A 24,352-nucleotide genomic window follows, 5' to 3' on the forward strand; every position below is an offset into this window, starting at 1 on the left:
TTCCTGCCCTCAGTTCGTGTTGCCGATGGCCATCCGCGAGAGATAGCCGAGCGGATCGTGACCGTCGTATTCCACCCCGTCGATGAACTCGGCCGTGGGCGCGCGGTAGCCGTCGGTGCCTGCCGGGATTTCATCCTCGGTCAGATGACCCTCGGAGATCAGCGCCTTGGCGGCTTCCATGTAGATGTCGGGGCGATAGGTCGCCTTGGCGATGTCGTGATACCACTCGGCCGGCTTGGCCTCGGTGATCTGGCCCCAGCGGCGCATCTGGGTCAGGTACCAGATAGCGTCCGAATAGTAGGGATAGGTCGCATAATTCGCGAAGAAGGTGTTGAATTCCGGGATGATACGCTTGTCGCCGGGCTCAAACTCGAAGGTGCCGGTCATCGAGTTGATGATCACGTTGGCATCGGCTCCGACATATTCGGGGCGCGCCAGCATGTCGGCGGCCTCGGGGCGGTTGAAGGTGCCGCCATCATCAAGCCATTTCGCCGCGCGGATCATCGCCTTGACGATGGCAACCGTGGTCTTGGGGTTGGCCGAGATGAACTCCTCGGTCATGCCGAAGACTTTCTCGGGGTTGTTCTTCCAGATCTGGTGATCCGAGATCACCGGAACGCCCACGCCGCGGAACAGCGCCTCCTGGTTCCAGGGTTCGCCCACGCAGTAGCCCGCGATCGCCCCCGAAGCCATCGTCTCGGGCATTTTCGGCGGCGGGGTCACCGACAGCTCCACATCGGCGTTTTCGGTGCCGCCGGTGATGCCGGTAAGATCCTCGGCCTTGTACATGCCGGGGTTCAGCCCGCCAGCGGCCAGCCAGTAACGCAGTTCGTAGTTATGGGTCGAGACCGGGTAAACCATGCCCATCTGCAAGGGCTTGCCCTCGGCCTTCATCTTGGCGGCGACGTCCTTGAGGACCGAGGCCGAGATCGGGTGCTTGGGGCGGCCGTAATCGTCGCGCGGCACGATACCCGCAATCTGCGCCCAAAGGTCGTTCGACACAGTAATGCCGTTGCCGTTCAGATCCATCGACAGGGGTGTTACGAAATTCGCCTGCACGCCGATCCCGATGCGCCCCGCCAGCGGCTGACCCGCGAGCATGTGCGACCCGTCGAGCGAGCCATCCGCGACTCCCTCGGACACCGCAGTCCAGTTCGGCATCGCCTTGAGCGTAACGTTCAGCCCTTCGTCGGCGAAATAGCCGTTCTCCAGCGCGACGGCGAGCGGAGCCATGTCAGTCAGCTTGATGAAGCCGAAGACGAGATCCGGCTTTTCGACATCGGCAGCCATCGCAGAAGATGCGAACGGAAGAGCAACCGTAAGGAGAGTTGAGAAGAAACCAGATTTCATCCGTGTAACCTTCGAGATTGTGTCAAATCGGCTGGCGCACATGGCTAACCACTGCTGTATTGTTAACAGCGACAATCTGGTCAAATTGGGGCGTCACCGTGGAGTATTTGGCCAATCTTCGGGCGTAAAGGTGACGACACCCTCCCTAGGAACACTTGGAAAAATCAGGGAAATTGCCGTTTCGAAGCGCTTTGGTCAGGCAATTTTAGGTCACGTGACGCAACCGGTACCTCGTGCCGAAAGCCACATCGTTTCAAATTTTATGTTTATCTTTCAATTTGCTACGAACATTTCGCTGAATACGCGGCTGTGCGCGTTGATGATCTGTGCTGCGCAAGGCAACTAAATGCGGCCACTTCGTGACCGCTCAGCGCGGCACCCAACCAGCGGATGAATCGATCATTCTCGCCGTTCGTGATTCTCGGATCGAAAAGCTTCCTCAACGGTGAATTGTTTCTGAGTGCCCTGACGACAAGCCATCGACCGAGAAAGACAGGGAGCGGCCCCTGAAACGTATCCAAAAGGATATGCCAGCCCCCCAATCCGTACAGTTTACCCAAGGTAATCGGAAAAAATATCGTGTTTTTAGCACTTTACAGGCGACACCTACAGCAACAGTAATGTGCCATCCGAAATGTAACAATAAGACGACGAGTACTATCGTGAATGTTTCCAAGTTTACCGACTACGCCCTGCGACTCTGCCTCTACCTGGTGGCGAACCAAGACAAGGTTGTCCCGGTTTCGGAGATTGCCGAAGCGCATCAGTTGCCGCAGAGCAGCCTGCTGAAGGTCGTCTTGCGCCTTGTCGAAGGAGAGTTTCTGGTCAGCACCCGTGGGCGCGCTGGCGGAGTTCAGCTATCCCGCCCCGCCGCCGAGATCCGGATTGGCGATCTGGTTCAGTTCATGGAGGGCGATGGAGAGATGGTGGATTGCACGGGCTGCCTGTTGCAGGGTTCGTGCGGGCTGACGAAAACGCTGCGCGAGGCAAAGCGCGATTTCTACAAGAGCCTGAACCGCTCCAGCCTTGCCGATGCGGCGCTCTCGCATCCGCGCACGCTTGCGCTGCTGCTGGCGGCCAGCCCCAAGGGCTGAGGCCCCTCAGCCGCCCCGGATCGCGCGGATATTCGTGCCATAAGGCGACGGGTCATCGACCGAACCGCCCCGAAAGACCGCCGATCCGGCAACCAGAACATCGGCGCCTGCCGCCGCGACAAGCGGCGCGGTCGTGGCATCCACCCCGCCATCGACCTCGATATGGATCGGGCGATCTCCGATCATCTCGCGTAGTCGTGCGATCTGGCTGACCTGCGAATGGATGAACCGCTGCCCGCCGAAACCCGGGTTCACCGTCATCACGCAAACCAGATCGCACAGATCCAGAAGCGGCGCCGCGACCTCGACCGAAGTGCCGGGGTTGAGCGCCAGCCCCGCCCGCATCCCTGCCCCGCGGATCGCTTGCAACGTGCGGTGAGTATGCGGCCCGGCCTCGAAATGCGCGGTCAGAATATCGGCGCCCGCATCGGCATAGGCGTCGATATAGGGATCGACGGGCGCGATCATCAGATGCACATCCATCACCGTTCGCACATGGCGGCGCAGCGCCTTGACCATGGGCGGGCCGAAGGTGAGGTTCGGCACGAAATGGCCATCCATCACGTCGATATGGATCCAGTCGGCCCCCTCGGCCTCAACCGCGCGGACCTCGCGCCCGAAATCGGCGAAATCGGCGGCCAGGATCGAGGGCGCGATCTTCAGCGAGCGATCGAAGCTCATGACATCCTCTGTCATTCCGCAGCCTGTGCACGGCGGGCACGGTCAACGTCCAACCCGCCGCGGAACACACGGCTTGTGCGCAGGTCGGTCTCGGTCAGCGTCGACAGATCGGAAGCCGTCAGCGGCCCCTTGGCCTCGGAGAACAGCCGGTTCGCCTGACGCAGGCGCGCGCGATCAAGCGCGTTACGGATCGAGCGGGCATTGGCGAAATGCGGCTGGCCACGGCGCAGCGCGATATATTCCTCCATCGCCGCGCGGGCTGCTGGATCGAAGGTGTAATTCTGCTGGCCAAGCATGATGTCGGCGATCTTGAGCAACTCGGGGTCGCTATAGTCGGGAAACTCGATGTGATGCGCGATGCGAGAGCGGAAACCGGGGTTCGATTCAAAGAAGCGATCCATCCGGTCGGCATAGCCCGCCAGGATCACCACCAGATCGTCGCGATTGTTCTCCATGACCTGAAGCAGGATCTCGATCGCTTCCTGACCATAGTCGCGCTCATTCTCGGGGCGGTAGAGGTAATAGGCCTCGTCGATGAACAGCACCCCGCCCATCGCTTTCTTGAGCACTTCCTTGGTCTTCGGCGCGGTATGGCCGATGTATTGCCCGACCAGATCGTCGCGCGTCACCGTCACCAGATGCCCCTTGCGCACATAGCCAAGCTTGCGCAGCAGTTCGGCCATCTTGAGCGCGACGGTCGTCTTGCCGGTGCCGGGGTTGCCGGTAAAGCTCATGTGCAGGGTCGGCGTTTCGCTGGCCAGACCCAACTCGCGCCGGGCCTTGTCCACCAGTAAAAGCGCCGCCGTCTCGCGGATGCGCTGCTTGACCGGACCTAGGCCGATCATCTCTCGGTCCAACTCTTCCAGAACCTCGCGCACACCGCTTTCCTCATAAGCGGCGGCAAGGTCCACGGTCGCGGGGCGGGTCGGGGCGTCTTCGGTCATGGCGGATCCCTTCGGGTGTCATGGGCGGCCCAAGGGAATCCCCCGGGCCGCGTAACGGTCAGGCGTAACGCTGGCCTTCGGGTTCGCGCACCGCGTAGCTTTCGATCGTGTAGCGCACCACGCGGCCCTCGCCCTCTTGCCGCACGACGCGGAAACCGGGCTCGGATTGCGGGCGGTTGACGATGAAGCTCATGCGGATCGACTCCCAGCCGGGGCTGGCGTCGAAGGCGATGACGCGGATGTATTTCCCGCCATGCAGCTTACGGCACTCGTTGACCTCGTAGACCACGGCGGCGGCGTCCGGGTTGTCGAACATCGGGTGGCCCCACATCTCCCAGTAGGTATTGCGGGGGTGCGGGTCGTCGGTGAACTCGACCGAAACCGCCCATCCCTTGTCGATGGCATATTGGGCCTGAACGCGGATATCCTCATCCGTCAGATCCGGCAGGTAGCTGAACTGTCCTTGCGTGAGACGCATGTCTTTTCTCCTTTTCCCAATCGGTTACATCGACACGCCGGGCGTCGGCGCAAAGTCCGGCGCGTCGGTCGAGGCATAGTCGAAGCTGACGTTTTTCCAGGTATCGAGGGCCTGCTTGAGCGGCGTGCAGGTCTTGGCGGCATCGCGCAGGATGCCCTCACCCTCGTTCCAGATGTCGCGTCCTGAGTTGCGGGCGTAAAGCATCGCCTCCAGCGCGACGCGGTTGGCGGTAGCGCCCGCCGCGATGCCATGCGGGTGGCCGATGGTGCCGCCACCGAATTGCAGCACGACATCCTCGCCCAGGTAGGTCAGCAGCTGGTGCATCTGGCCCGCGTGAATGCCGCCCGACGCCACCGGCATCATCTTGTTGAGCGAGGCCCAGTCCTGGTCGAAGAAGATCCCGTTCTCCAGCGCCATCGGGTTATATTCCTCGCGGAAGATGTCGTAGTAGCCCTTGGTGGTGGCCGGGTCGCCTTCGAGCTTGCCGACGACGGTGCCCGCGTGCAGGTGGTCGACGCCCGCAAGGCGCATCCATTTGGCGATGACGCGGAAGCTGACGCCATGGCTGCGCTGGCGCGTGTAGGTCGAGTGCCCCGCACGGTGCAGGTGCAGGATCATGTCGTTGTCGCGTGCCCATTTGGCCATCGACTGGATCGCCGTGTAACCGATCACCAGGTCGATCATGATGATGACCGAGCCGAGCGACTTGGCGAATTCGGCGCGGGCATACATCTCTTCCATCGTGCCGGCGGTGACGTTCAGGTAGGTGCCTTTCACCTCGCCCGTCGCGGCCGAGGCGCGGTTGACGGCCTCCATGCAGTAGAGAAACCGGTCGCGCCAGTGCATGAAGGGCTGCGAGTTGATGTTCTCGTCATCCTTGGTGAAATCGAGCCCGCCCTTGAGCGCCTCGTAGACCACGCGGCCATAGTTGCGCCCCGAAAGGCCCAGCTTGGGCTTCACGGTCGCGCCCAGAAGCGGGCGGCCATAGCAGTTCAGGCGCTCACGCTCGACAACGATGCCGGTCGCGGGGCCCTGGAAGGTCTTCACATAGGCCACCGGCAGGCGCATGTCCTCAAGGCGCAGCGCCTTGAGCGGCTTGAAGCCGAAGACGTTGCCGATGATCGAGGCCGTCAGGTTCGCGATCGAGCCACCCTCGAACAGGTCGAGGTCATAGGCGATATAGGCAAAGAACTCGCCGGGCGAATTCGGCACCGGGTCAACGCGGTAAGCCTTGGCGCGGTATTTCTCGCAAGCCGTCAGGCGGTCGGTCCAGACCACAGTCCAGGTCGCGGTCGAGCTTTCGCCCGCGACGGCGGCTGCGGCCTCGACCGCGTCCACCCCGTCTTGCGGCGTGATGCGAAAGAGCGCGATCACATCGGTATCCTTGGGGGTGTAGTCAGGCTCCCAATAGCCCATCTGGGCGTATTTCATGACGCCGGCCGAGTAGCGCTTGGCTCCGGTGACGGTCTTGGATTCGGACATGTCGTTCATCTGGTTTCTCCTCCCATTGGTGTTTCAGGCGGCGCGCGCGGCTGCGATCCGGGGATCGAGCGCGCCCGAGGCGTAGCGTTTGGCCATTTCGTCCAGCGATACCGGTTTGATCTTTCCGGCTTGCCCGGCTGTGCCGAAGCGCTCGAACCGGTCGCGGCAGAGAGCTTCGAGTTCCTTCATCGCCGGGATCAGGAACTTGCGCGGGTCGAACTCGCGCGGCTTTTCGGTGGCGACCTTGCGGAACTGGCCGGTCATCGCCATGCGGCAGTCGGTGTCGATATTGACCTTGCGCACGCCCATTTGGATGCCGCGCTCGATCTCTTCCACCGGAACGCCATAGGTCTGGGGCATCTCGCCGCCATAGGCGTTGATCAGGTCCTGCAACTCCTGCGGCACCGAAGAAGAGCCATGCATGACCAGATGCGTGTCGGGCAGCTTTTCGTGGATCGCGGCGATGGTCTTCATCGACAGGATCTCGCCATCGGGCTTACGCGAGAATTTGTAGGCCCCGTGCGAGGTGCCGCAGGCAATTGCCAGCGCATCGCATTTCGTGGCCATCACGAAATCCACCGCCTGATCGGGATCGGTCAGCAGCTGATCGTGGCTCAGCTTGCCTTCCGCGCCCGAGCCATCCTCGGCGGCCGCCTCGCCCGTCTCAAGGCTGCCAAGAACGCCCAGTTCCCCCTCGACCGAGGCGCCGACGGCATGGGCGGCCTGCGTCACGCGGCGGGTGATGGCCACGTTGTAGTCATAGCTCGCCGGGGTCTTCATATCCTCTTCGAGCGAGCCATCCATCATCACGCTGGTAAAGCCGTGACGGATGGCCGAGAGGCAGGTGGCCTCGTTATTGCCGTGGTCCTGATGCAGGACAACCGGAATATCGGGATAGGTCTCGGCCAGCGCCTGCACCATGTGGCGCAGCATGATGTCGCCGGCGTAAGAACGCGCACCGCGGCTGGCCTGCAAGATCACGGGCGCGTCGCAGGCAGCGGCAGCGGCCATGATCGCCAGCCCCTGCTCCATGTTGTTGATGTTGAACGCCGGGACGCCGTAGCCCTGCTCGGCGGCGTGATCCAGAAGCTGGCGCAAGGTAATCAGTGCCATCGTGTCCTCCCTCAGGCAGCACATTCGGCGGCGTGAAGTGCCGCGATACCGGGAAGCTCCCTGCCCTCAAGCCATTCGAGGAAGGCGCCCCCGGCGGTGGAGACGTAGGTGAAATCCTGGGCGACCCCGGCCGCGTTCAGCGCGGCGACGGTATCGCCCCCGCCCGCAACCGAGACAGCACGGCCCGCGCGGGTCAGCTCGGCGGCCTTTTGTGCCAGCGCCACGGTCGCCGCATCGAAGGGCTGCATCTCGAAGGCGCCAAGCGGGCCGTTCCACAGGATGGTGCGGCAATCCTCCAGCACGGCTGCGAACTCGGCCACGGCCTCGGGGCCAGCGTCCAGGATCATCGCATCCTGTGGGCAGGCATCGGCGGGCACCACCTCATGGGCGGCATGCGCGTTGAATTCGCGGGCGACCACCACATCGCGTGGCAGGTGCAGGCAACAGCCATGCACCCGGGCGAGAGCTTCGATCTCCCTGACGGTCCCGACCTGGTCGGCCTCGTGAAGCGACCGGCCCATGGCCGCCCCAGAAGCGAAAAGAAAAGTATTGGCCATGCCCCCGCCGATGATGACGTGATCGAGCTTGCGCACGAGGTTCTTGAGCACGGCGATTTTCGAGGACACCTTGGCGCCCCCCACGATGGCGACGGCGGGCTTTTGCGGCGCTTCAAGGGCGGCAGACAGCGCGTCGATCTCTTCGATCAGCAGCGGCCCGGCATAGGCCGGAAGCAGGCGCGCCAGCGCATCGGTCGAGGCATGGGCGCGATGCGCGCAGGAAAAGGCATCATTGACGTAGATATCCCCGAGCTTGGCCAGTTCGGCGGCAAAGGCGGGGTCGTTATCCGTCTCGCCCTCGTTATAGCGCAGGTTCTCGCACAGCAGCGCCTCGCCATCGCGCAGGGCATTCGACAGGATCACGGCCGAGTTGTCGGCGCAGACATCGGAAAAGCGCACCTCTACCCCAAGCGCACGGCTGAGCGCCGGGCGCAGCTTGTCCACCGAATAGGCCGGGTTCATCTCGCCGCGCTTAGGGCGGCCGAAATGGGTCAGGATGACCAGCCGCGCGCCCCGTGCCAGCAGCGGGCGCATCCCGGCGGCGAAACGGTCGATGCGCGTAGTATCGGTGACGCGCCCATTCTCGACCGGCACGTTCAGATCAGCCCGCACCAGCACGCGCTTGCCGCGCACATCCGCCTGGAGGATCGATGGAAGCGCCATCAGTTCAGCCTCCCCATCGCCACGGCGGTATCGGCCATGCGGTTCGAGAAACCCCACTCGTTGTCATACCAGCTCAGGATCCGCACGAGTCGGCGATCCATGACCTTGGTCTGATCCATGTGGAAGATGGACGAGCGGCTGTCATGGTTGAAATCCATGCTGACATTGGCCGCCTCGGTATAGCCAAGCACGCCTTTCAGCGGCCCGTCGGCAGCGGCGCGGATGGCCTCGTTCACCTCTTCGATCGTGGTGTCGCGCGCGGCTTCGAACAGCAGATCGACAACCGAGACATTGGGCGTCGGCACCCGGATCGCTACACCGTCAAGCTTGCCGTTCAGCTCGGGCAGCACCAGACCCACGGCCTTGGCGGCACCGGTCGAGGTCGGGATCATCGACAGACCGGCGGCGCGCGCGCGGTAAAGATCCTTGTGCATCGTGTCCAGCGTCGGCTGGTCGCCCGTGTAGCTGTGGATCGTGGTCATGAAGCCCTTGTTGATGCCAATGGCATCGTTCAGCGCCTTGGCCACGGGCGAGAGGCAATTGGTCGTGCAGGACGCGTTCGAGACGATCCGGTCCTCATGCGTCAGGCTGCGGTGGTTCACCCCGAAGACGATGGTCTTGTCGGCGCCGCTCGCGGGGGCGGAAACCAGCACCCGGCGCGATCCGTTCTCAAGGTGCAGCGCGGCCTTGGCTCGGTCGGTAAAGATGCCGGTGCATTCCAGCGCCACATCGACACCCTGCCAGGGCAGCTCACGCGGGTCGCGCAGGGCGGTGACCTTGATCGGGCCGCGGCCGACATCCATCATGTCGCCTTCGACGGTGATCTCACCCGGAAAGCGGCCATGCACACTGTCGAAGCGCAGCAGATGCGCGTTAGTCTCGACCGGACCCAGATCGTTGATAGCGACGACCTCGATATCGTCGCGCGCCGCCTCCGAGATCGCGCGCAGAACGTTGCGCCCGATGCGGCCAAAGCCGTTGATGGCAACTGTAACGGTCATGCCAGTTCCTCTTGCTTGCGGTTGTTTGCGATGGCCCGTTCAGCCGCCTCGGCGACGGCGTCGGGCGTGATGCCGAAATGTTCGTAAAGCCGGGCCGCCGGGGCCGAGGCACCAAAGCCCGTCATGCCGACAAAGGCGTCATTGCGTTCGAGGAACAGATCCCAGCCCTGGCGGATCGCAGCCTCGATACCCACACGCGGGGCCGAGCCGCGCACCCGCAGCCGATAGGCGGGGCCTTGCTCGGCGAAAAGCTCGAAACACGGGGCCGAGACGACGGCGGCACGGAGGCCACGCGCTTCGAGCAGGCGGGCGGCAGCAACAGCGATCTGCACCTCCGAACCCGTGGCGATCAGGGTGACGTCGCGCCCCTCGACCGGGTCACGCAGCAGATAGGCGCCGCGCGCGGTCAGGTTCTCGTCGATATGGCGGCCTCGGATCATCGGCAGGTTCTGGCGCGACAGGATCAGCGCGGACGGCCTAGCCTCGGCGGTGGCGGCGATCTGCCAGGCCTCGGCAGCCTCGACCGCATCGGCCGGGCGGATCACGTTCAGGTTCGGCATCGCCCTCAGCGAGGCCAGATGCTCGACCGGCTGATGGGTCGGCCCGTCTTCGCCCAGCCCGATGCTGTCATGCGTCAACACGTAGGTGACCGGCACCCCCATCAGCGCCGAAAGCCGGATCGCCCCGCGGGCATAGTCGGCGAAGGCTAGGAAGGTGCCACCATAGGGGCGCAGCCCCCCGTGCAGCGCGATCCCGTTCATCGCGGCGGCCATGCCGTGTTCACGGATACCGTAGTGGATATAGCGCCCGCCGAAGTTGCCGGGGCGGACCGAGGTCATCCCCTTGCTACGGGTATTGTTCGAGCCGGTGAGATCGGCCGAGCCGCCAACGGTATTGGGCAGGGTCTCATTCAGCACCTCCAGCGCCATCTCGCTGGATTTGCGGGTGGCGACGTTGGGCGCGCTCTGGATCAGGCTGTGCTTGTAGGCGCCGATGGCGGCATCAAGCGCGCGGGCGTCCGGCGCGGTGTGGAAGGCTGTGAATTCGTCGCGCAGGGACGACTTGGCCAGACGTGCGACCCAAGCTGCATGGGCCTCACGGCCCCGTTCGGCAACGGCGCGCCATTCCGCATAGACCGCCTCGGGGATCTCGAACGGGGCGCTTGTCCAGCCAAGCGCCTCGCGCGCCGCCGCGATCTCGGGCGCGCCGAGGGGGGCGCCATGCACGTCGTGGCTGCCCTGCTTGGTCGGCGCGCCGTAGCCGATTACCGTGCGGCAGGCGATCAGGCTGGGGCGCGCGTCGGCGCGAGCGGCCTCGATCGCAGCAGCGATTTCCTCGGCCGCGTGGCCATCGACGCGCTGCACATGCCAGCCGCTTGCGGCGAAGCGGGCAAGCTGGTCGGTCGAGGTCGACAGCTCGGTCCCGCCGTCGATGGTGATGCCGTTGTCGTCCCACAGAACGATCAGCCGGCCCAGACCCAGATGCCCGGCCATATCGATCGCCTCATGGCTGATCCCCTCCATCAGGCAGCCATCGCCCGCCATGACATAGGTGAAATGGTCCACCAGATCGTCGCCAAAACGGGCGTTCAGCATCCGCTCGGCCAGCGCCATGCCGGTGGCGGTCGCGATCCCCTGCCCCAGCGGCCCGGTCGTGACCTCGATCCCGGCCGCGTGGCCGTATTCCGGGTGCCCCGCCGTGCGGCTGCCGAACTGCCGGAACGCGCGCAACTGGCCCATGGGCATGTCCGCATAGCCCAAGAGGTGATGCACCGCGTAAAGCAACATCGAGCCATGCCCCGCAGACAGTACGAAGCGGTCGCGATCCGCCCAGCCGGGCGCCGAGGGGTCGAGCTTGACGAAACGCTTGAACAGCACCGCCGCCACATCGGCCATGCCCATCGGCATCCCCGGATGGCCCGATTTCGCGGCCTCCACCGCATCCATCGTCAGCGCGCGGATGGCATTGGCCATCATCGTCTCGGCAGGGGTCGAAAGCTGGGCGATCTCGTTCATGGCTGTCTCCTCAGGCGCGCCGCGCGTCATTGACGAGGCGGTGGATCATCGGCGTGAAGATCAATTGCATGGCGAGGTCGAGCTTGCCGCCGGGGATCACGATGGAATTTGCCCGGCTCATCCAGCTGCCCTGGATCATCGAGGTCAGGTAGGGAAAGTCGATGCCGCGCGGGTTGCGAAAGCGGATCACCACAAGGCTTTCATCCGCCGTCGGGATCCAGCGCGCGATGAACGGGTTCGAGGTATCAACGACCGGCACGCGCTGAAAATTCACATCCGTTTCAGTGAATTGCGGGCAGATGCAGTGCACATAGGCGTGCATCCGGCGCAGGATCGTGTCGGTCACGGCCTCGGTCGAGTAGCCCCGGCTGGCCTTGTCACGATGGATCTTCTGAATCCATTCGAGGTTGATGACCGGCACGACCCCGATCTTGAGATCGGCATGCGAGGCGATGTTCACATCGTCATTGACGACGGCGCCATGAAGGCCCTCGTAGAACAAGAGGTCCGAGCCATCCTCGAACGCCTCCCATTTGGTGAACTTGCCCGGCGCGGTGCCCCAGCGTTCGGCCTCGCGGTCGTCATGGACGTAGTGGCGCGTTTCGCCCCGGCCCGTCTCGCCATAGGTGCGGAAAACCTCTTCGAGCTTGGCCAGTTCATTGGCCTCGTAGGAAAAATGGCTGAAGGTTGCGTCGCCGGCAGCCGTGCGGGCCTCCAGCTCGGCCTTCATCGCCGCGCGGTCGTACCGGTGGAAGGCGTCGCCCTCGATGGAAACCGCCTTGATCCCCTCGCGGCGAAAGATCTGGTCGAAGGTCGATTTGACCGTCGTGGTGCCAGCCCCCGACGAGCCGGTCACCGAGATGACAGGGTGTTTCTTGCTCACTTTTTTGATCCTCAGACTCGGAAAAGGCTGCGTTCAGAGAAGAGCGCCGATGTCTCGGCAGGGGGCAGATCGTGGTAGACGGTGACCCGGTCCATCTGGGCGGGCGACCCGAAGATCAGCGGCACACGCTCGTGCAGGTCCTCGACGCGCTGATCCATGATGGCCAGCAATCCGTCGCTGGCCTTGCCCCCGGCCTGTTCGATGACAAAGGCGATGGGGGCGCATTCGTAAAGCATCCGCAGGCGGCCGCGCTTATAGCCACGCCGCGCGTCACCGGGGTAGAGGAACAACCCGCCACGGGTCAGGATGCGGTGCGTCTCGGCCACCAGCGAGGCGATCCAGCGCATGTTGTAATTGCGCGCATGCGGCCCCTCTTCGCCCGCCAGGCAGTCATCGATATAGGCGCGGATCGGCACCGGCCAGTGGCGGTAGTTCGAGGCATTGATGGCGAACTCACCCGATTGCTCGGGCAGGCACAGATGGTCTTGCGCCAGTTCGAAGACCTGCGTTTCGGGGTCGAGCGTGTAGTAGCGCACGCCCTGCCCGAAAGTGACGATCAGCGAGGTCTGCGGCCCGTAGATGATATAGCCCGCCGCGATCTGGTCGCGGACCCGGCGCAGAAAGCTGGCCTCGGCGCCCCCACAGGCTTCGTAGATCGAAAAGATCGTACCGATCGAGACGTTGACGTCGATGTTCGACGAGCCATCAAGCGGGTCGATGGCCAGCGCAAGGTGGCCCGTGGGGTCAAGCTCGACGATCTCCTCGCGCTCTTCCGAAGCGAAGTAGCGCACGCCCGTCCCGCTCAGCGCCGTGGCGAAGGCGGTATCGGCCAGAACATCGAGCGCCTTCTGCCCGTCGCCACCGGTGTTGGTGCCCACGTTGCGCCCAAGCGAGGCACCAAGCGGACCGCGGGCAATCTGCCGCGACAGGCTGCGCCCGACCGAGCAGAGCGCGCTGATCGCAGGCAGCAATGCGGCGGGAACCCCCTCGGGGGAAATCGGCGCGATCGTCGAACCCATGGCTTCCTCCCAAGCTGTTTTCGGCGTTTCGTTGAGCTGACGCTTGCATGGGGTTTGCTTTTATGAAATTTAAAAGAAAGGAATTCGTCTTAAATAAAATCTAATGATAGATCCTGACCGCATAAAGCTCAGCCAGTTGCGCGCCCTTGTGGCGGTGGTCTCGGATGGCTCGATCACCGGGGCGGCCGAGCGGCTAAACCTGACCGCACCAGCCATCCATACCCAGTTGAAATTGCTTGAAGATACCGTCGGAACGGCGCTGCTGAACCGCACCAGGGGCCAAGCAATGACGCTGACCGAGGCCGGGCAGGTTCTGTTCGACGCCGCCGCGCGGATTGAGGGAGAGCTGACGCGCGCCCTGCGCGACATTGTCGCAGTTCAGGAGGGGCACGAGGGCCGCGTGCATCTGGGCGTCGTGTCTACCGGCAAGTATTTTGCGCCGGGAATCGTGGCTGCGATGCGCAAGTGCTGCCCCGGCATCGACGTGCGCCTGTCGATCGGCAACCGGCAAGAGATCATCCACGCGCTCGACACCCGCACCCTGCATCTGGCGATCATGGGGCGGCCGCCGCGCACGCCCGCAGTCATCGCAGAACGGCTGGGCAACCACCCCCATGTCATCATCGCCGCGCCGGACCACCCCTTGGCCGGGATCGGCGAAGTGCCCGACGCCGCGCTGCTGCGCGAAACCTTCATCATGCGCGAGGAAGGCTCGGGCACACGCATTCTGGCGAACCGGTATCTTGACCGGATCGGCAGCGGTCAAGGCTACGGCAGCATCGTCATGGACAGTAACGAGACGATCAAGCAGGCGGTGATCGCCGGCCTCGGGATCGCGCTAATCTCAGAGCATACCGTGATCGAGGAGTTGCGCAGCCGCAGGCTGGTCCGCCTGCCCGCCAAGGGGCTGCCATTGATCCGCGAATGGTACATCCTGCACACGAGCGACACGCCCCTGACCCCGGCTGCCACACGCATTCAGGACGAGATCCTCGCCATGAAAGGCTCTTACCTGCCGCATCTGGATTGACGCTGCCTAGGCAAGCGCCCGCGCCGCCAGATAGGCCAGGCCAAACAAGATCGGCTGATGCACCAGATAGATCGCAAGGCTGTGCCGCCCCGGCCAGGCCAGCCAACGCAGGCTTTCGCCCCGCCCGCGCAATCCCTGCCAGAGGCCCGCGGCATCCGCCGCCTTGGCCAGCGCAAGACCCAGCAGGAAGGGCCCGGCCCAGGGGAAGACCGGCTCGTAATCCATCGAGGGCGGGTGCTGCGCGCCAAGCCCGAGCCAGACCAGCGCGGGATGGTCGAACACCCCGCCGACAACGTACTGCGGCACCACAAAGAACACCGCCGCGCCGATCAGGATCGCGACCGTGGGCAGGCGCAGGAATGCCAGCCCGATCAGGCTGCTGACCGCGATCGAGTGCAGGATACCGAAGTAAACGAACCGACTGGGGTCAGCGACATAGGTGGCCAGCGAAACGCCCGCCGCCGCCAACGCAATCACGCCGAGGCGGCGCCAATAGGCCCGCGCCCGGAACCGATGCCCATGCGCCAGATAGAGGCTGACCCCCGCGAGCAACACGAAACTGCCCGCGACCATGCGCGCGAAGTAGGACCAGAAGCCCGTCGTCGCAAGCCCCGCCGGAAGCAGCCCGAACCACGTCAGGTCATAGACCGAATGGTAGATAACCATCCCCACCAACGCGAAGCTTCGCGCCAGATCAAGGGCATGGATACGCGCGGTCTGGGGTTGGGGGGCGCTCATGCGGCACTCGCGGCTGGTGACGGGTCTGGCCCGGCTTTAGCACGGCGCGTAAACCTTGACCGCGAAAATCGCCCGCCTCACGCAATCGCTATGGCCCGAAGGCTTAACGTGAGAATTCGCGGGGCGCATCGTCATAAGCCCATGCTAGGATGTGCCCGTCCAGCACCGGAGGGAACGCCATGAAGCTCAAGATCGCCGCCCTGTTGTGCGCCCTGCTTGCCGCCGCGAGCGGCGCGCAGGCGCAAGATCAGATCCGCGAGGAAAGCGTGGCCTTTCCCGCAGGTCAGACAGGAACGCGCCTGAGCGGCACGATCACCGGATACGATGCGGTCTCTTACATGATCGGGGCGGAAGCCGGGCAGCGCATGGTGCTTGGCCTCGACGCCTCCAACAACCAGACCTTTTTCACGGTGTTCGGCCCCGGTCAGGCGCCAGGGGGCGCGGGTCTGGCCGCAAGCGACCTGACCGGCCCCATGGTGCCCGAGATTAATCGTTTCGACGTGACGCTGGACACCTCGGGCTATTACCGTGTGCTTGTCTATCAGATGCGCAATGCGGCGCGGCAGGGGCTGAGCGCGTCCTATACGCTCGATATCGCCGTGACCGGCACGACCGGAGCGATTGTCGAAGGCGACTTTGCCGACGGGCTGGCGGGTGGCCCGGATTATTACGCCGTGCGCACCGCAATGCCGGGCGGCTCGCTGAATATACGGCAGAGCGCCAGCGCGGGCGCTGCGATTTTGGGTCAGGCGGCGAACGGGGCGCAACTGCGCAACCTCGGCTGCCGGATGGCCGAGGGGCGGCGCTGGTGCCGTGTCGCGACGCTTTCCGACCCCGGACTGGAGGGGTGGGCCGCAGGCGAGTTCCTGATCGAAGGCAGCGGCCCGACCGAGCCCGACATGACGCCCCTGCCCGCCGAACAGGACGCCATGGTCCCCGGCACCGCGTTCCACGCCACCGGGCCGCTCCCCTGCCAGCGCGACGGAATGGCGGCCGAGTGCACCTTCGGCGTAATCCGCGCAGGCAATGGCAATGGGCGCGTTGTCATCTCATGGCCCGACGGCAGCAGCCGGGAGATCACCTTCGAGGGCGGTCTCCCCACCGCATCGAACGCCGACGCCCCCATGATCGTGACGCGTGAGAGCGACAGGACAATCCTCACCATCGGGCCCGAGTTCTACGACATCCGCGATGCGGTAATCTGGGGCGGCTGAGCGCCGCACTCAGATCCAACGCCGAAGCCCTGTGCCAACCGCTTCGCGGCCACGTCCGACACAAGAACGCGCTCAACTTCATCAGCGTGGCGCCCAAGTGATCGAAAATTGTGCAGCACCGACTTTTTCGCACAGGCAGCATTTTGCTGCGATTGCACGGTATGCATCTTCATATGAAATGAAAGGCGAACGGGTCCGGCAACGGTGTCGGCCCAACTGATCGCCCGAAAGGGCCCGCAGCAACGGCGCTGCATCTTTTCCCCAACCCGGCCGGTTTCCGGCCCTGGCGAAGATGGAGTGCCACATGTCCAAGCAGCGACTCGTCATCATCGGCAATGGTATGGCCCCCGGCCGTATGCTCGAACATCTCTTCGAGGTGAGCGACGCCTTCGAGGTGACGATCTTCAACGCAGAGCCCCGCGTGAACTACGACCGCATCATGCTGTCGCCGGTTCTGTCGGGCGAGAAAACCTATACCGACATCATCATCCACGGCGAAGGCTGGTACGCAGAGCGCGGCATCACCCTGCACAAGGGCGAGAAAATCGTGCAGATCGACCGCGACGAGCGCAAGGTCGTCTCGGACAAGGGCACTGTCGCGCATTATGACCGGCTGGTGATCGCCACCGGCTCGTCGCCCTTCATCATCCCGGTGCCCGGCGCCGACCTTCCCGGCGTACTGGCCTATCGCGATCTCGACGATACCGAGGGCATGATTGCCGCCTCGGCGAAAGGCGGGCGCGCCGTTGTCATCGGCGGCGGCCTCCTGGGCCTTGAAGCTGCCGCAGGCCTGAAGCTGCGGGGCATGGAGGTGACCGTCATCCACCTGATGCCGACGCTGATGGAGCGCCAGCTGGATACCGCCGCAGGCTACCTGCTGCAACGCGAGCTCGAAGGCCGCGGCATCGAGGTGCTCTGCCAGGCCAACACCAAGCGCATCATCGGCGCCGACCGCGTCGAAGGCGTGGAGCTGGCCGACGGCCGCATCATTGACGCCTCGCTGGTGGTGATGGCCGTGGGCATTCGCCCGAATGTCAAACTGGCGCAAGAGGCCGGGCTGGCCGTCAACCGTGGCATCGTGACCGATGCGACCATGCGCACCTCGGACCACTCGATCTATGCCGTGGGCGAATGCGTCGAGGTCGGCGGGATGGTCTATGGCCTCGTCGCCCCTCTCTACCGCATGGCCAAGGTCGCCGCCGAGCATCTGGCCGGCCCGTCGAAGGCCGAGTTCGTCCATGCCGAGACCCCGACCAAGCTCAAGGTCACCGGCGTGAACCTTTATTCGGTGGGCGATTTCGCCGAAGGCCCCAACCGCGAGGATATCGTGCTGCGCGATGCAGCGCGCGGCAGCTACAAGCGCGTAATCCTCAAGGATAACAAGATCATCGGCGCTGTTCTTTATGGCGATGTCGCCGATGGCGGCTGGTATAACCAGATGCTGAAATCCGGCGAGGACGTCGAAGGGATGCGCGAGACGCTGATCTTCGGCCGGGCCTATCAGGGCGGCGGTAATGCTGACCCGCTGGCCGCCGTGGCGAGCCTGCCCGACGACGCCGAGATCTGCGGCTGTAACGGCATCACCAAGGGCCAGATCATGGCCGCGATCCGCGACAAGGGCCTGACCTCTCTGGCCGAGGTGCGCGCGCATACAAAGGCCTCGGCCTCCTGCGGCACCTGCACCGGCCTCGTCGAGAATGTCATGGGCCTGACGCTTGGCGATACCTTCGTGATCCCACAGGCTGCCGGCATGTGCCCCTGCACCACGCATGGCCATGGCGAGGTGCGCCGACTGATCCGCGCCAAGGAGCTGAAATCGATCCCCGCCGTGATGCAAGAACTGGAGTGGTCCACCCCCGAGGGCTGCGCCAAGTGCCGCCCCGCGCTGAACTACTACCTCGTGTGCGACTGGCCGGGCGAGTATCAGGACGACCAGCAATCGCGCTTCATCAACGAGCGTGTGCACGCCAACATCCAGAAGGACGGCACCTATTCGGTCGTGCCGCGCATGTTCGGCGGCCTGACCACCGCCGATGAGCTGCGCGCCATCGCCGATGTGGCCGATCGCTACAGCATCCCCACGATCAAGGTCACCGGCGGCCAGCGCATCGACCTTCTGGGCGTGAAGAAGGAAGACCTGATCCCGGTCTGGAAGGATCTCAACGACGCCGGGATGATCTCGGGCGCGGCCTATTCCAAAGGCCTGCGCACGGTCAAGACCTGTGTGGGCAAGGATTTCTGCCGCTTCGGCACGCAGGACTCGATGGGCCTGGGCGTCAAGCTTGAGAAGTTCCTCTGGGGTTCGTGGTCGCCCGCCAAGCTCAAGCTCGCAGTCACCGGCTGCCCGCGCAACTGCGCCGAGGCGACCTGCAAGGACATCGGCGTGATCTGCGTCGATAGCGGCTATGAGATCGTCTATGGCGGCGCGGCGGGCCTGCATATCCAGGGCACCACCAAGCTTGGCAACGTCAAGACCGAGGCTGAGGTGATCGAGGTCATCGGCGCCATGACCCAGATGTATCGCGAGCAGGGCTTCTACCTGGAGCGCATCTACAAATGGGCCGAGCGCGTGGGCTACGACCACATCAAGGACGTGATCCTGAACGACCTTGAGGCGCGCAAGGCCTATTACGACCGCTTCGTCTATTCGCAGCAATTCGCGCAGACCGACCCTTGGGCCGAGCGCGTCGCGGGCGCCGAAGCGCATGAATTCAGCAACATGGCAGAAATCAAACTGGAGGCCGCGGAATGAATGCCCCGCTCAGAAACTGGGTCGCGATCGGCTCGATCAACGACATTCCGCGCCAGGGTGCGCGTTGCGTGAAAAACGGCGAGATGACCATCGCGGTCTTCCGCACCTCGGACGACCGGGTGTTCGCACTCGAAGACAAATGCCCGCACAAGAACGGGCCTCTCAGCCAGGGAATCGTGCATGACGGATGCGTCACCTGCCCCCTGCACAACTGGGTGATCTCGCTCGAAACCGGCGCCGCGCAGGGTGCCGACGAAGGCCAGACCGCCTCCTTCCCCGTCAAACTCGACGGTCAGACCGTACTGCTTGGTCTCTGACCTCTCCGACGAAGGGACAGATTACGGCTTACGTCCAGCCTGCCGAATTCGCCGCCAAGATGATCGAGCCCGTGAATCCAAGACCCTGATGTCGACCAAGGGCACGCTGATCCGCGCCTATATGGCAGGCGCGATCCTCGCGCTGGCCGTGCTCTGCATCGTGCTGGCGGGCTTCACCTGTCGCCGATCCATAGCAGCCCACAGGATGAAGCCGCGCCGGTCCTATCAGAAGACACGCCGAGAATTCCGGCGACGGCATCATGTCGGCTATCGACTTCGACAGACCGTCACCCGCGTTCTCAACGCCAAGGGCAACCACGTGAGACTCGAGACGAGCGGCAATTACCCCGCAGTATCGCGCCTGGTAAGGCCGCTCAGCCCGCCAAAAGCGAACACACCCGGCGCACGCAAAGCGCGTAGCCCTCGACGCCGAAGCCCGCCATCACCCCGTCCGCGCGCAACGAGACATAGGAGTGGTGGCGGAAGCTTTCGCGCTTGTGCACGTTCGAGATATGGCACTCGAAGACCGGCCCCTCGAAGGTATTCAGCGCATCGAGGATCGCGACCGAGGTATGGGTATAGGCGCCGGGGTTGATCACGATCGCGCAGGCCTCGTCGCGCGCGCGGTGGATCAGTTCGACCAGACCGCCTTCGTAGTTTGACTGGAACAGCTGAACCTCGAACCCCTTCTCGGCCGCGACGGCGGCGCAGGCCCGCTCAACGTCGTCCAGCGTGTCATGGCCATAGATCTCGGGCTGCCGCTTGCCGAGCAGGTTCAGGTTGGGTCCGTTCAGAATAAAGATCGGCTTGCGGCTCATGGGGTTCTCTCCGGTCGTGCTGCGCCACTCCTTGTTAGCCCAGCATTCGCCCTGTGGCGAGTGTTTGCGCAACCTCCGAGGCGCAAAGCAAAAAAGCGCGCCATTCGGCGCGCTTTGGTTCTGGTCCCCTGAAACGGGAAACGTTCGCTCAGTGCGTCCAGTTCGCGCGGCGATCCGAGGCGAAGTTTTCGCCATAACCACGGGTGCGGATGTTGGCGGCGCGCTTGTGCGGTTCGGTCACGGTGTACTCGAGGCCCTGCTCCTTGGCATAGGTCTCGGCTGCCTCGCGGCTTTCGAACTTGAGGCGCACCTGCGACTGCGTGTCGTCCGAGCTGGTCCAGCCCATCAGCGGGTCGATATCGCGCGCTGTCGCCGGAGCGAAGTCCAGATACCAGATCTTGGTCTTGGCTTGGCCGGATTGCATGGCATTGCGGGCCGGCTGATAAATACGCGCGCGCATGGCTTATCTCCTCGGATGCTTGGCCTTTCTTAGTCAATCGGGCCAAAAGCGCAAGCCCTTTGGGCGCCTTGGCCTGTCAATTGCCGCCGATTGCCGCGCTGCGGCCATAGCAGACCTTGCAAGAGAACAAAAATAGATCAAATTAGGCAGGCCCCGGAGGTTTCGCCATGCCGCACAACAATTCCAACATGCCGATGCACCGCCCCGAGGTGCTGACCCGCCCCAAGCTCGAGGGCGGCAAACGCTTTGTGATGAAAACCGAATTCGACCCTGCGGGCGACCAGCCGACGGCCATCGCGGAACTCGCGGGCCGCGTTCTGGGGGGGGAGCATGACCAGGTTCTGCTTGGCGCCACCGGCACCGGCAAGACCTTCACCATGGCCAAGGTGATCGAGCAAACGCAGCGCCCCGCCATCATCCTTGCGCCCAACAAGACGCTGGCCGCGCAATTATATGGGGAATTCAAAGGCTTCTTCCCCGACAACTCGGTCGAATATTTCGTATCCTACTACGACTATTACCAGCCCGAGGCCTATGTGCCGCGCTCGGACACCTATATCGAGAAGGAATCGCAGATCAACGAGCAGATCGACCGGATGCGCCACTCGGCCACCCGCGCGCTCTTGGAGCGGGACGATGTGATCATCGTGGCCTCGGTCAGCTGCATCTACGGTATCGGCTCGGTCGAGACCTATTCGGCGATGACGCTCGATCTGACGGTGGGTGACCTGATCGATCAGCGCAAGTTCCTGTCGGATCTGGTCGCGCAGCAATACAAGCGCCTCGACGCCGCCTTCCAGCGTGGCTCGTTCCGGGTCAAGGGCGATACGGTGGATCTGTGGCCCGCCCACCTCGAAGACCGCGCCTGGCGCTTTAGCTTTTTCGGAGAAGAGCTTGAATCCATTATCGAGTTCGACCCGCTGACCGGGCAGAAGTCCGACAGTTTCAAGCAAATCCGCATCTACGCCAACAGCCACTACGTGACCCCGCGTCCGACGCTTCAGCAGGCGATCAAACAGATCCGAGTCGAACTGGCGCAGCGGCTCAAGCAATTCAACGATGAGGGCAAGCTGCTGGAAGCGCAGCGGCTGGAGCAGCGCACAAACTTCGACCTGGAAATGCTTGAAGCGACTGGCGTTTGCAACGGGATCGAGAATTATTCGCGCTACCTGACCGGCCGTGCACCCGGCGAGCCGCCGCCGACCCTGTTCGAATTCATCCCCGATCACGCCATCGTCTTCGCCGACGAATCCCACGTCACCGTGCCCCAGATCGGCGGCATGTATCGCGGCGACTTCCGGCGCAAGTCCACCCTGGCCGAGCACGGATTCCGCCTGCCGTCCTGCATGGACAACCGTCCGCTCAAGTTCGAGGAATGGGATGCGATGCGCCCGCAATCAGTCTTCGTTTCGGCCACCCCCGCAGCGTGGGAGATGGAGCAGGCTGGTGGCGTCTTCGCCGAGCAGGTGATCCGTCCCACGGGCCTTCTCGATCCGGTGGTCGAGATCCGCCCGGTCGAAACCCAGGTCGATGACGTCCTTGACGAAATCCGCCTTGTCGCGGCGCGCGGGATGCGCACGCTGGTCACCACGCTGACCAAGCGCATGGCCGAGGACTTGACCGAATACCTGCACGAACAGGGCGTGCGGGTGCGCTACATGCACTCGGACATCGACACGATCGAGCGGATCGAGATCCTGCGCGATCTGCGCCTTGGGGCCTTCGACGTGCTGGTCGGCATCAACCTGCTGCGCGAGGGGCTCGACATCCCCGAATGCGGGCTGGTCGCGATTCTCGATGCCGACAAGGAGGGCTTCCTGCGCTCGGAGACCTCGCTGATCCAGACCATCGGCCGCGCCGCGCGCAACGCCGAAGGGCGCGTGATCATGTACGCCGACAGGATCACCGGCAGCATGCAGCGAGCACTTGATGAGACGAACCGCCGCCGCGCCAAGCAGATGGCCTATAACGAGGAACACGGCATCACGCCCCAAACCGTGCGCAAGAACGTCGAGGACGTGCTCGCGGGCCTGTGGCAGGGCGACACCGATATGTCGCGCGTCACCGCCACGATCGAGAAGCCGATGCTGGGCGCCAACCTCGCCGCCCATATCGACGGCCTGCGCGAGACCATGCGCAAGGCCGCCGAGAACCTCGAATTCGAGGAAGCCGCCCGCCTGCGCGACGAAATCAAGCGACTCGAAGCCGTCGATCTGGCCGTGCATGACGACCCGATGGCCCGCCAATCCGCCGTCGAAGAGGCTGCCGAGGTCGCGACCAAGGTCAAGGGCCGCTCGACCGCTGGCCGCCCGGGTCAGCGCGGAGGGGTAAAGAGAAGGAAGGGGCGGTGAGATTTGCGACGCCGATACTCGCTGCCTTGCTAGCCTGCGCACTCCCAGCTCAGGCACAGCGGATGGATTGCGCCCCGCCCCCTTTCCAATCGCACCAAGGCGTCGCGGATCTGGCTGCGGCGGTCGAGCCGGTCCTGGCGCGCTTCCCCGCTCTACGCGCGACACTTTTCCAGGAGGCGCGCTCGCTTTGTCTGGCCGACACCTTGCACGACGCGCGCGGATATCTTGAGGCAGACGCTCTACGCATCGTGATCGCAGCCGACCTGCCATCACGGCTGCAACAAGCCATCCTGATCCATGAACTGCGCCACCTGCAGCAGCAATCGGCGGGCACCTGCCCCGCCCCCGACCTGTCGATGCGAGAAAACGCGCGGGCAATCTTTGCGATGGAGGCCGATTCCAGCGCCTACAGCCTTACCGTCGCTTGGGAGCTGTGGCAGGATGGCCTGCCCGATCTGTGGGAGGCTCTCTCACTCTGGCCAATGCAGGCGGATATCGCGCGGACTTACCGGCAGGCATTCACGCAAAACGGTGACGCGGCATACGCTGCCAGCGCGGCGTTCACGCAATGGTATGCGAACCCGATCCGGCGCGAGAGCTATTACATCGCGGCATGTTCCGATTATCTCGAACAGCTCGACCGCAACCATCTCCCGCCCGGCAGCGGGCGCCTGCCACCCGACTTCTTTCGCCAACTCTGCAAATTGCCAGATGGCTCGCCCTATCCCTGCGAAGAGGCGGGATAGGGCGTCTCAACTTCAGCTCTACTTCAGCTTTGCGGCGTCACCGTCAGCCCCAGCATCCGCCAGGCCTGCATACCGCCGCGATAATAATAGATTTTCTCGGCAGGGAAACCCGCCTCGATCATGCGACGGGCGGCGGTGGGCGACTGGCCGCACCAGGGACCGTTGCAATAGAGCGCGGCGGACTTCACGCCCTCGACCGAGCAGTCGAACCCGTCGAAATCAGGCTCGCAGCCCAGTTCACCCAGGCGGTCGGCGGCCTCGGTATAGGGAACGCTGATCGCCCCGGGGATGGCGCCCGCCTCGAAATCGGCGCGCACGCGGCCATCGATGACCGCCACACTCGGGTCTTGCAGGAACTGCAGCATCTCAAGCTCGCCGATCGGGGTAACGCCCGGCGCAGGGATCATCGGCTGAAGGCAGAAATTCGGGCAGGGACGCGAGGTGCGCGCCCATTCGCCGCTTAGCTCATTCGCGTTGTCCTGAATGCGCGCGATCTCGACCGGACCGGAGTCGGTCTCGACCGTGACGCTCATGATATCTGGGGTGATTCCCACCGGGGCGTTCTCGGCCAGAACCGGGGCCGAAAGGGCCAGAATTGAAACAAGACCCAAAGCAATGCGCATTACATCCTCCCTGATTGTAACGC

At 63.9% G+C, this 24,352-nt stretch carries 23 protein-coding genes; 8 read left to right on the forward strand and 15 right to left on the reverse strand.

The features are described from left to right. Positions 1-9 precede the first annotated feature (9 nt). A complete protein-coding gene (locus tag N3C64_RS02700) occupies positions 10-1,350 on the reverse strand; it encodes a CmpA/NrtA family ABC transporter substrate-binding protein (RefSeq protein WP_375546090.1) in 1,341 nt (446 codons plus the stop codon). Between the two features lie 40 nt (positions 1,351-1,390). Here N3C64_RS02700 and N3C64_RS02705 point away from each other — a divergent pair, with 40 nt between their 5' ends. Both N3C64_RS02705 and N3C64_RS02710 read left to right on the forward strand, forming a co-directional pair. Beyond that, on the forward strand, positions 1,391-1,696 hold the full coding sequence (locus N3C64_RS02705) for a hypothetical protein (protein ID WP_260011575.1): 306 nt from the start codon (positions 1,391-1,393) through the stop codon (positions 1,694-1,696). 274 nt (positions 1,697-1,970) lie between these two features. Further along, entirely contained in the window at positions 1,971-2,444 is a 474-nt protein-coding gene (locus N3C64_RS02710; protein WP_260011577.1) for an RrF2 family transcriptional regulator, read from the forward strand. A 6-nt stretch (positions 2,445-2,450) separates the two neighbouring features. Here N3C64_RS02710 and rpe read toward each other — a convergent pair whose 3' ends face one another. From rpe to N3C64_RS02760, 10 genes are read right to left on the reverse strand one after another with little or no spacing between them, the layout of a single operon-like run. After that, on the reverse strand, positions 2,451-3,125 hold the full coding sequence (gene rpe / locus N3C64_RS02715) for a ribulose-phosphate 3-epimerase (protein ID WP_260011579.1): 675 nt from the start codon (positions 3,123-3,125) through the stop codon (positions 2,451-2,453). A gap of 11 nt (positions 3,126-3,136) precedes the next feature. After that, positions 3,137-4,069 carry a CbbX protein gene (gene cbbX, locus N3C64_RS02720; RefSeq protein WP_260011580.1) on the reverse strand — a complete coding sequence of 311 codons (933 nt, stop codon included), beginning with the start codon at positions 4,067-4,069 and terminating at the stop codon, positions 3,137-3,139. Positions 4,070-4,127: 58 nt separating this feature from the next. Next, positions 4,128-4,547, reverse strand: a complete 420-nt coding sequence (locus tag N3C64_RS02725) for a ribulose bisphosphate carboxylase small subunit (RefSeq protein WP_260011581.1) — start codon at positions 4,545-4,547, stop codon at positions 4,128-4,130. Between the two features lie 24 nt (positions 4,548-4,571). After that, a complete protein-coding gene (locus tag N3C64_RS02730) occupies positions 4,572-6,029 on the reverse strand; it encodes a form I ribulose bisphosphate carboxylase large subunit (protein ID WP_375546092.1) in 1,458 nt (485 codons plus the stop codon). Between the two features lie 33 nt (positions 6,030-6,062). Continuing rightward, positions 6,063-7,142, reverse strand: a complete 1,080-nt coding sequence (gene fba, locus N3C64_RS02735) for a class II fructose-bisphosphate aldolase (protein WP_260011583.1) — start codon at positions 7,140-7,142, stop codon at positions 6,063-6,065. A gap of 11 nt (positions 7,143-7,153) precedes the next feature. Next, positions 7,154-8,362 carry a phosphoglycerate kinase gene (locus N3C64_RS02740; protein ID WP_260011584.1) on the reverse strand — a complete coding sequence of 403 codons (1,209 nt, stop codon included), beginning with the start codon at positions 8,360-8,362 and terminating at the stop codon, positions 7,154-7,156. Then, the gene (gap, locus tag N3C64_RS02745; protein ID WP_260011586.1) at positions 8,362-9,363 is read right to left on the reverse strand and encodes a type I glyceraldehyde-3-phosphate dehydrogenase; all 1,002 of its coding nucleotides are present in this window, start codon (positions 9,361-9,363) and stop codon (positions 8,362-8,364) included. The genes N3C64_RS02740 and gap overlap by 1 nt, the downstream gene beginning before the upstream one ends. Continuing rightward, positions 9,360-11,378 (reverse strand): transketolase, encoded by a 2,019-nt coding sequence (tkt, locus tag N3C64_RS02750; protein ID WP_260011587.1) that lies wholly within the window; start codon positions 11,376-11,378, stop codon positions 9,360-9,362. The genes gap and tkt overlap by 4 nt, the downstream gene beginning before the upstream one ends. Positions 11,379-11,388: 10 nt before the next feature. Next, entirely contained in the window at positions 11,389-12,261 is an 873-nt protein-coding gene (locus N3C64_RS02755; RefSeq protein ID WP_260011589.1) for a phosphoribulokinase, read from the reverse strand. 11 nt (positions 12,262-12,272) lie between these two features. After that, positions 12,273-13,280, reverse strand: coding sequence for a class 1 fructose-bisphosphatase (locus N3C64_RS02760; RefSeq protein WP_260011592.1), 1,008 nt, complete (start codon positions 13,278-13,280; stop codon positions 12,273-12,275). A 103-nt stretch (positions 13,281-13,383) separates the two neighbouring features. On the opposite strand from N3C64_RS02760, the gene N3C64_RS02765 reads away from it, so the two are divergent. Further along, positions 13,384-14,310: a LysR family transcriptional regulator gene (locus N3C64_RS02765; RefSeq protein ID WP_260011594.1), complete on the forward strand. Its 927-nt coding sequence runs from the start codon at positions 13,384-13,386 to the stop codon at positions 14,308-14,310. Positions 14,311-14,316: 6 nt separating this feature from the next. Here N3C64_RS02765 and N3C64_RS02770 read toward each other — a convergent pair whose 3' ends face one another. Beyond that, on the reverse strand, positions 14,317-15,048 hold the full coding sequence (locus N3C64_RS02770) for a heparan-alpha-glucosaminide N-acetyltransferase (protein WP_260011597.1): 732 nt from the start codon (positions 15,046-15,048) through the stop codon (positions 14,317-14,319). A gap of 179 nt (positions 15,049-15,227) precedes the next feature. Between N3C64_RS02770 and N3C64_RS02775 the strand changes: the two genes are divergently transcribed. From N3C64_RS02775 to nirD, 3 genes are all read left to right on the forward strand, one after another. Next, positions 15,228-16,262, forward strand: coding sequence for an SH3 domain-containing protein (locus N3C64_RS02775; RefSeq protein WP_260011599.1), 1,035 nt, complete (start codon positions 15,228-15,230; stop codon positions 16,260-16,262). Between the two features lie 304 nt (positions 16,263-16,566). Further along, positions 16,567-19,014 (forward strand): nitrite reductase large subunit NirB, encoded by a 2,448-nt coding sequence (nirB, locus tag N3C64_RS02780; protein ID WP_260011601.1) that lies wholly within the window; start codon positions 16,567-16,569, stop codon positions 19,012-19,014. Further along, positions 19,011-19,331, forward strand: coding sequence for a nitrite reductase small subunit NirD (gene nirD / locus N3C64_RS02785; RefSeq protein ID WP_260011602.1), 321 nt, complete (start codon positions 19,011-19,013; stop codon positions 19,329-19,331). The genes nirB and nirD overlap by 4 nt, the downstream gene beginning before the upstream one ends. A gap of 374 nt (positions 19,332-19,705) precedes the next feature. On the opposite strand, the gene aroQ is transcribed toward nirD, so the two are convergent. Next, entirely contained in the window at positions 19,706-20,149 is a 444-nt protein-coding gene (aroQ, locus tag N3C64_RS02790; RefSeq protein ID WP_218630233.1) for a type II 3-dehydroquinate dehydratase, read from the reverse strand. 148 nt (positions 20,150-20,297) lie between these two features. Next, entirely contained in the window at positions 20,298-20,609 is a 312-nt protein-coding gene (locus N3C64_RS02795) for an ETC complex I subunit (RefSeq protein WP_218630234.1), read from the reverse strand. A gap of 167 nt (positions 20,610-20,776) precedes the next feature. Here N3C64_RS02795 and uvrB point away from each other — a divergent pair, with 167 nt between their 5' ends. Both uvrB and N3C64_RS02805 read left to right on the forward strand, forming a co-directional pair. Then, positions 20,777-22,960, forward strand: coding sequence for an excinuclease ABC subunit UvrB (gene uvrB, locus N3C64_RS02800; protein WP_260011605.1), 2,184 nt, complete (start codon positions 20,777-20,779; stop codon positions 22,958-22,960). A 62-nt stretch (positions 22,961-23,022) separates the two neighbouring features. Continuing rightward, positions 23,023-23,706 carry a DUF6782 family putative metallopeptidase gene (locus N3C64_RS02805; protein WP_311201859.1) on the forward strand — a complete coding sequence of 228 codons (684 nt, stop codon included), beginning with the start codon at positions 23,023-23,025 and terminating at the stop codon, positions 23,704-23,706. A 23-nt stretch (positions 23,707-23,729) separates the two neighbouring features. On the opposite strand, the gene N3C64_RS02810 is transcribed toward N3C64_RS02805, so the two are convergent. Continuing rightward, on the reverse strand, positions 23,730-24,329 hold the full coding sequence (locus N3C64_RS02810; protein WP_260011617.1) for a rhodanese-like domain-containing protein: 600 nt from the start codon (positions 24,327-24,329) through the stop codon (positions 23,730-23,732). Between the last annotated feature and the right edge of the window lie 23 nt (positions 24,330-24,352).

This window comes from Sedimentimonas flavescens (genome assembly GCF_025154035.1).
GTDB lineage: Bacteria > Pseudomonadota > Alphaproteobacteria > Rhodobacterales > Rhodobacteraceae > Rhodobacter > Rhodobacter flavescens.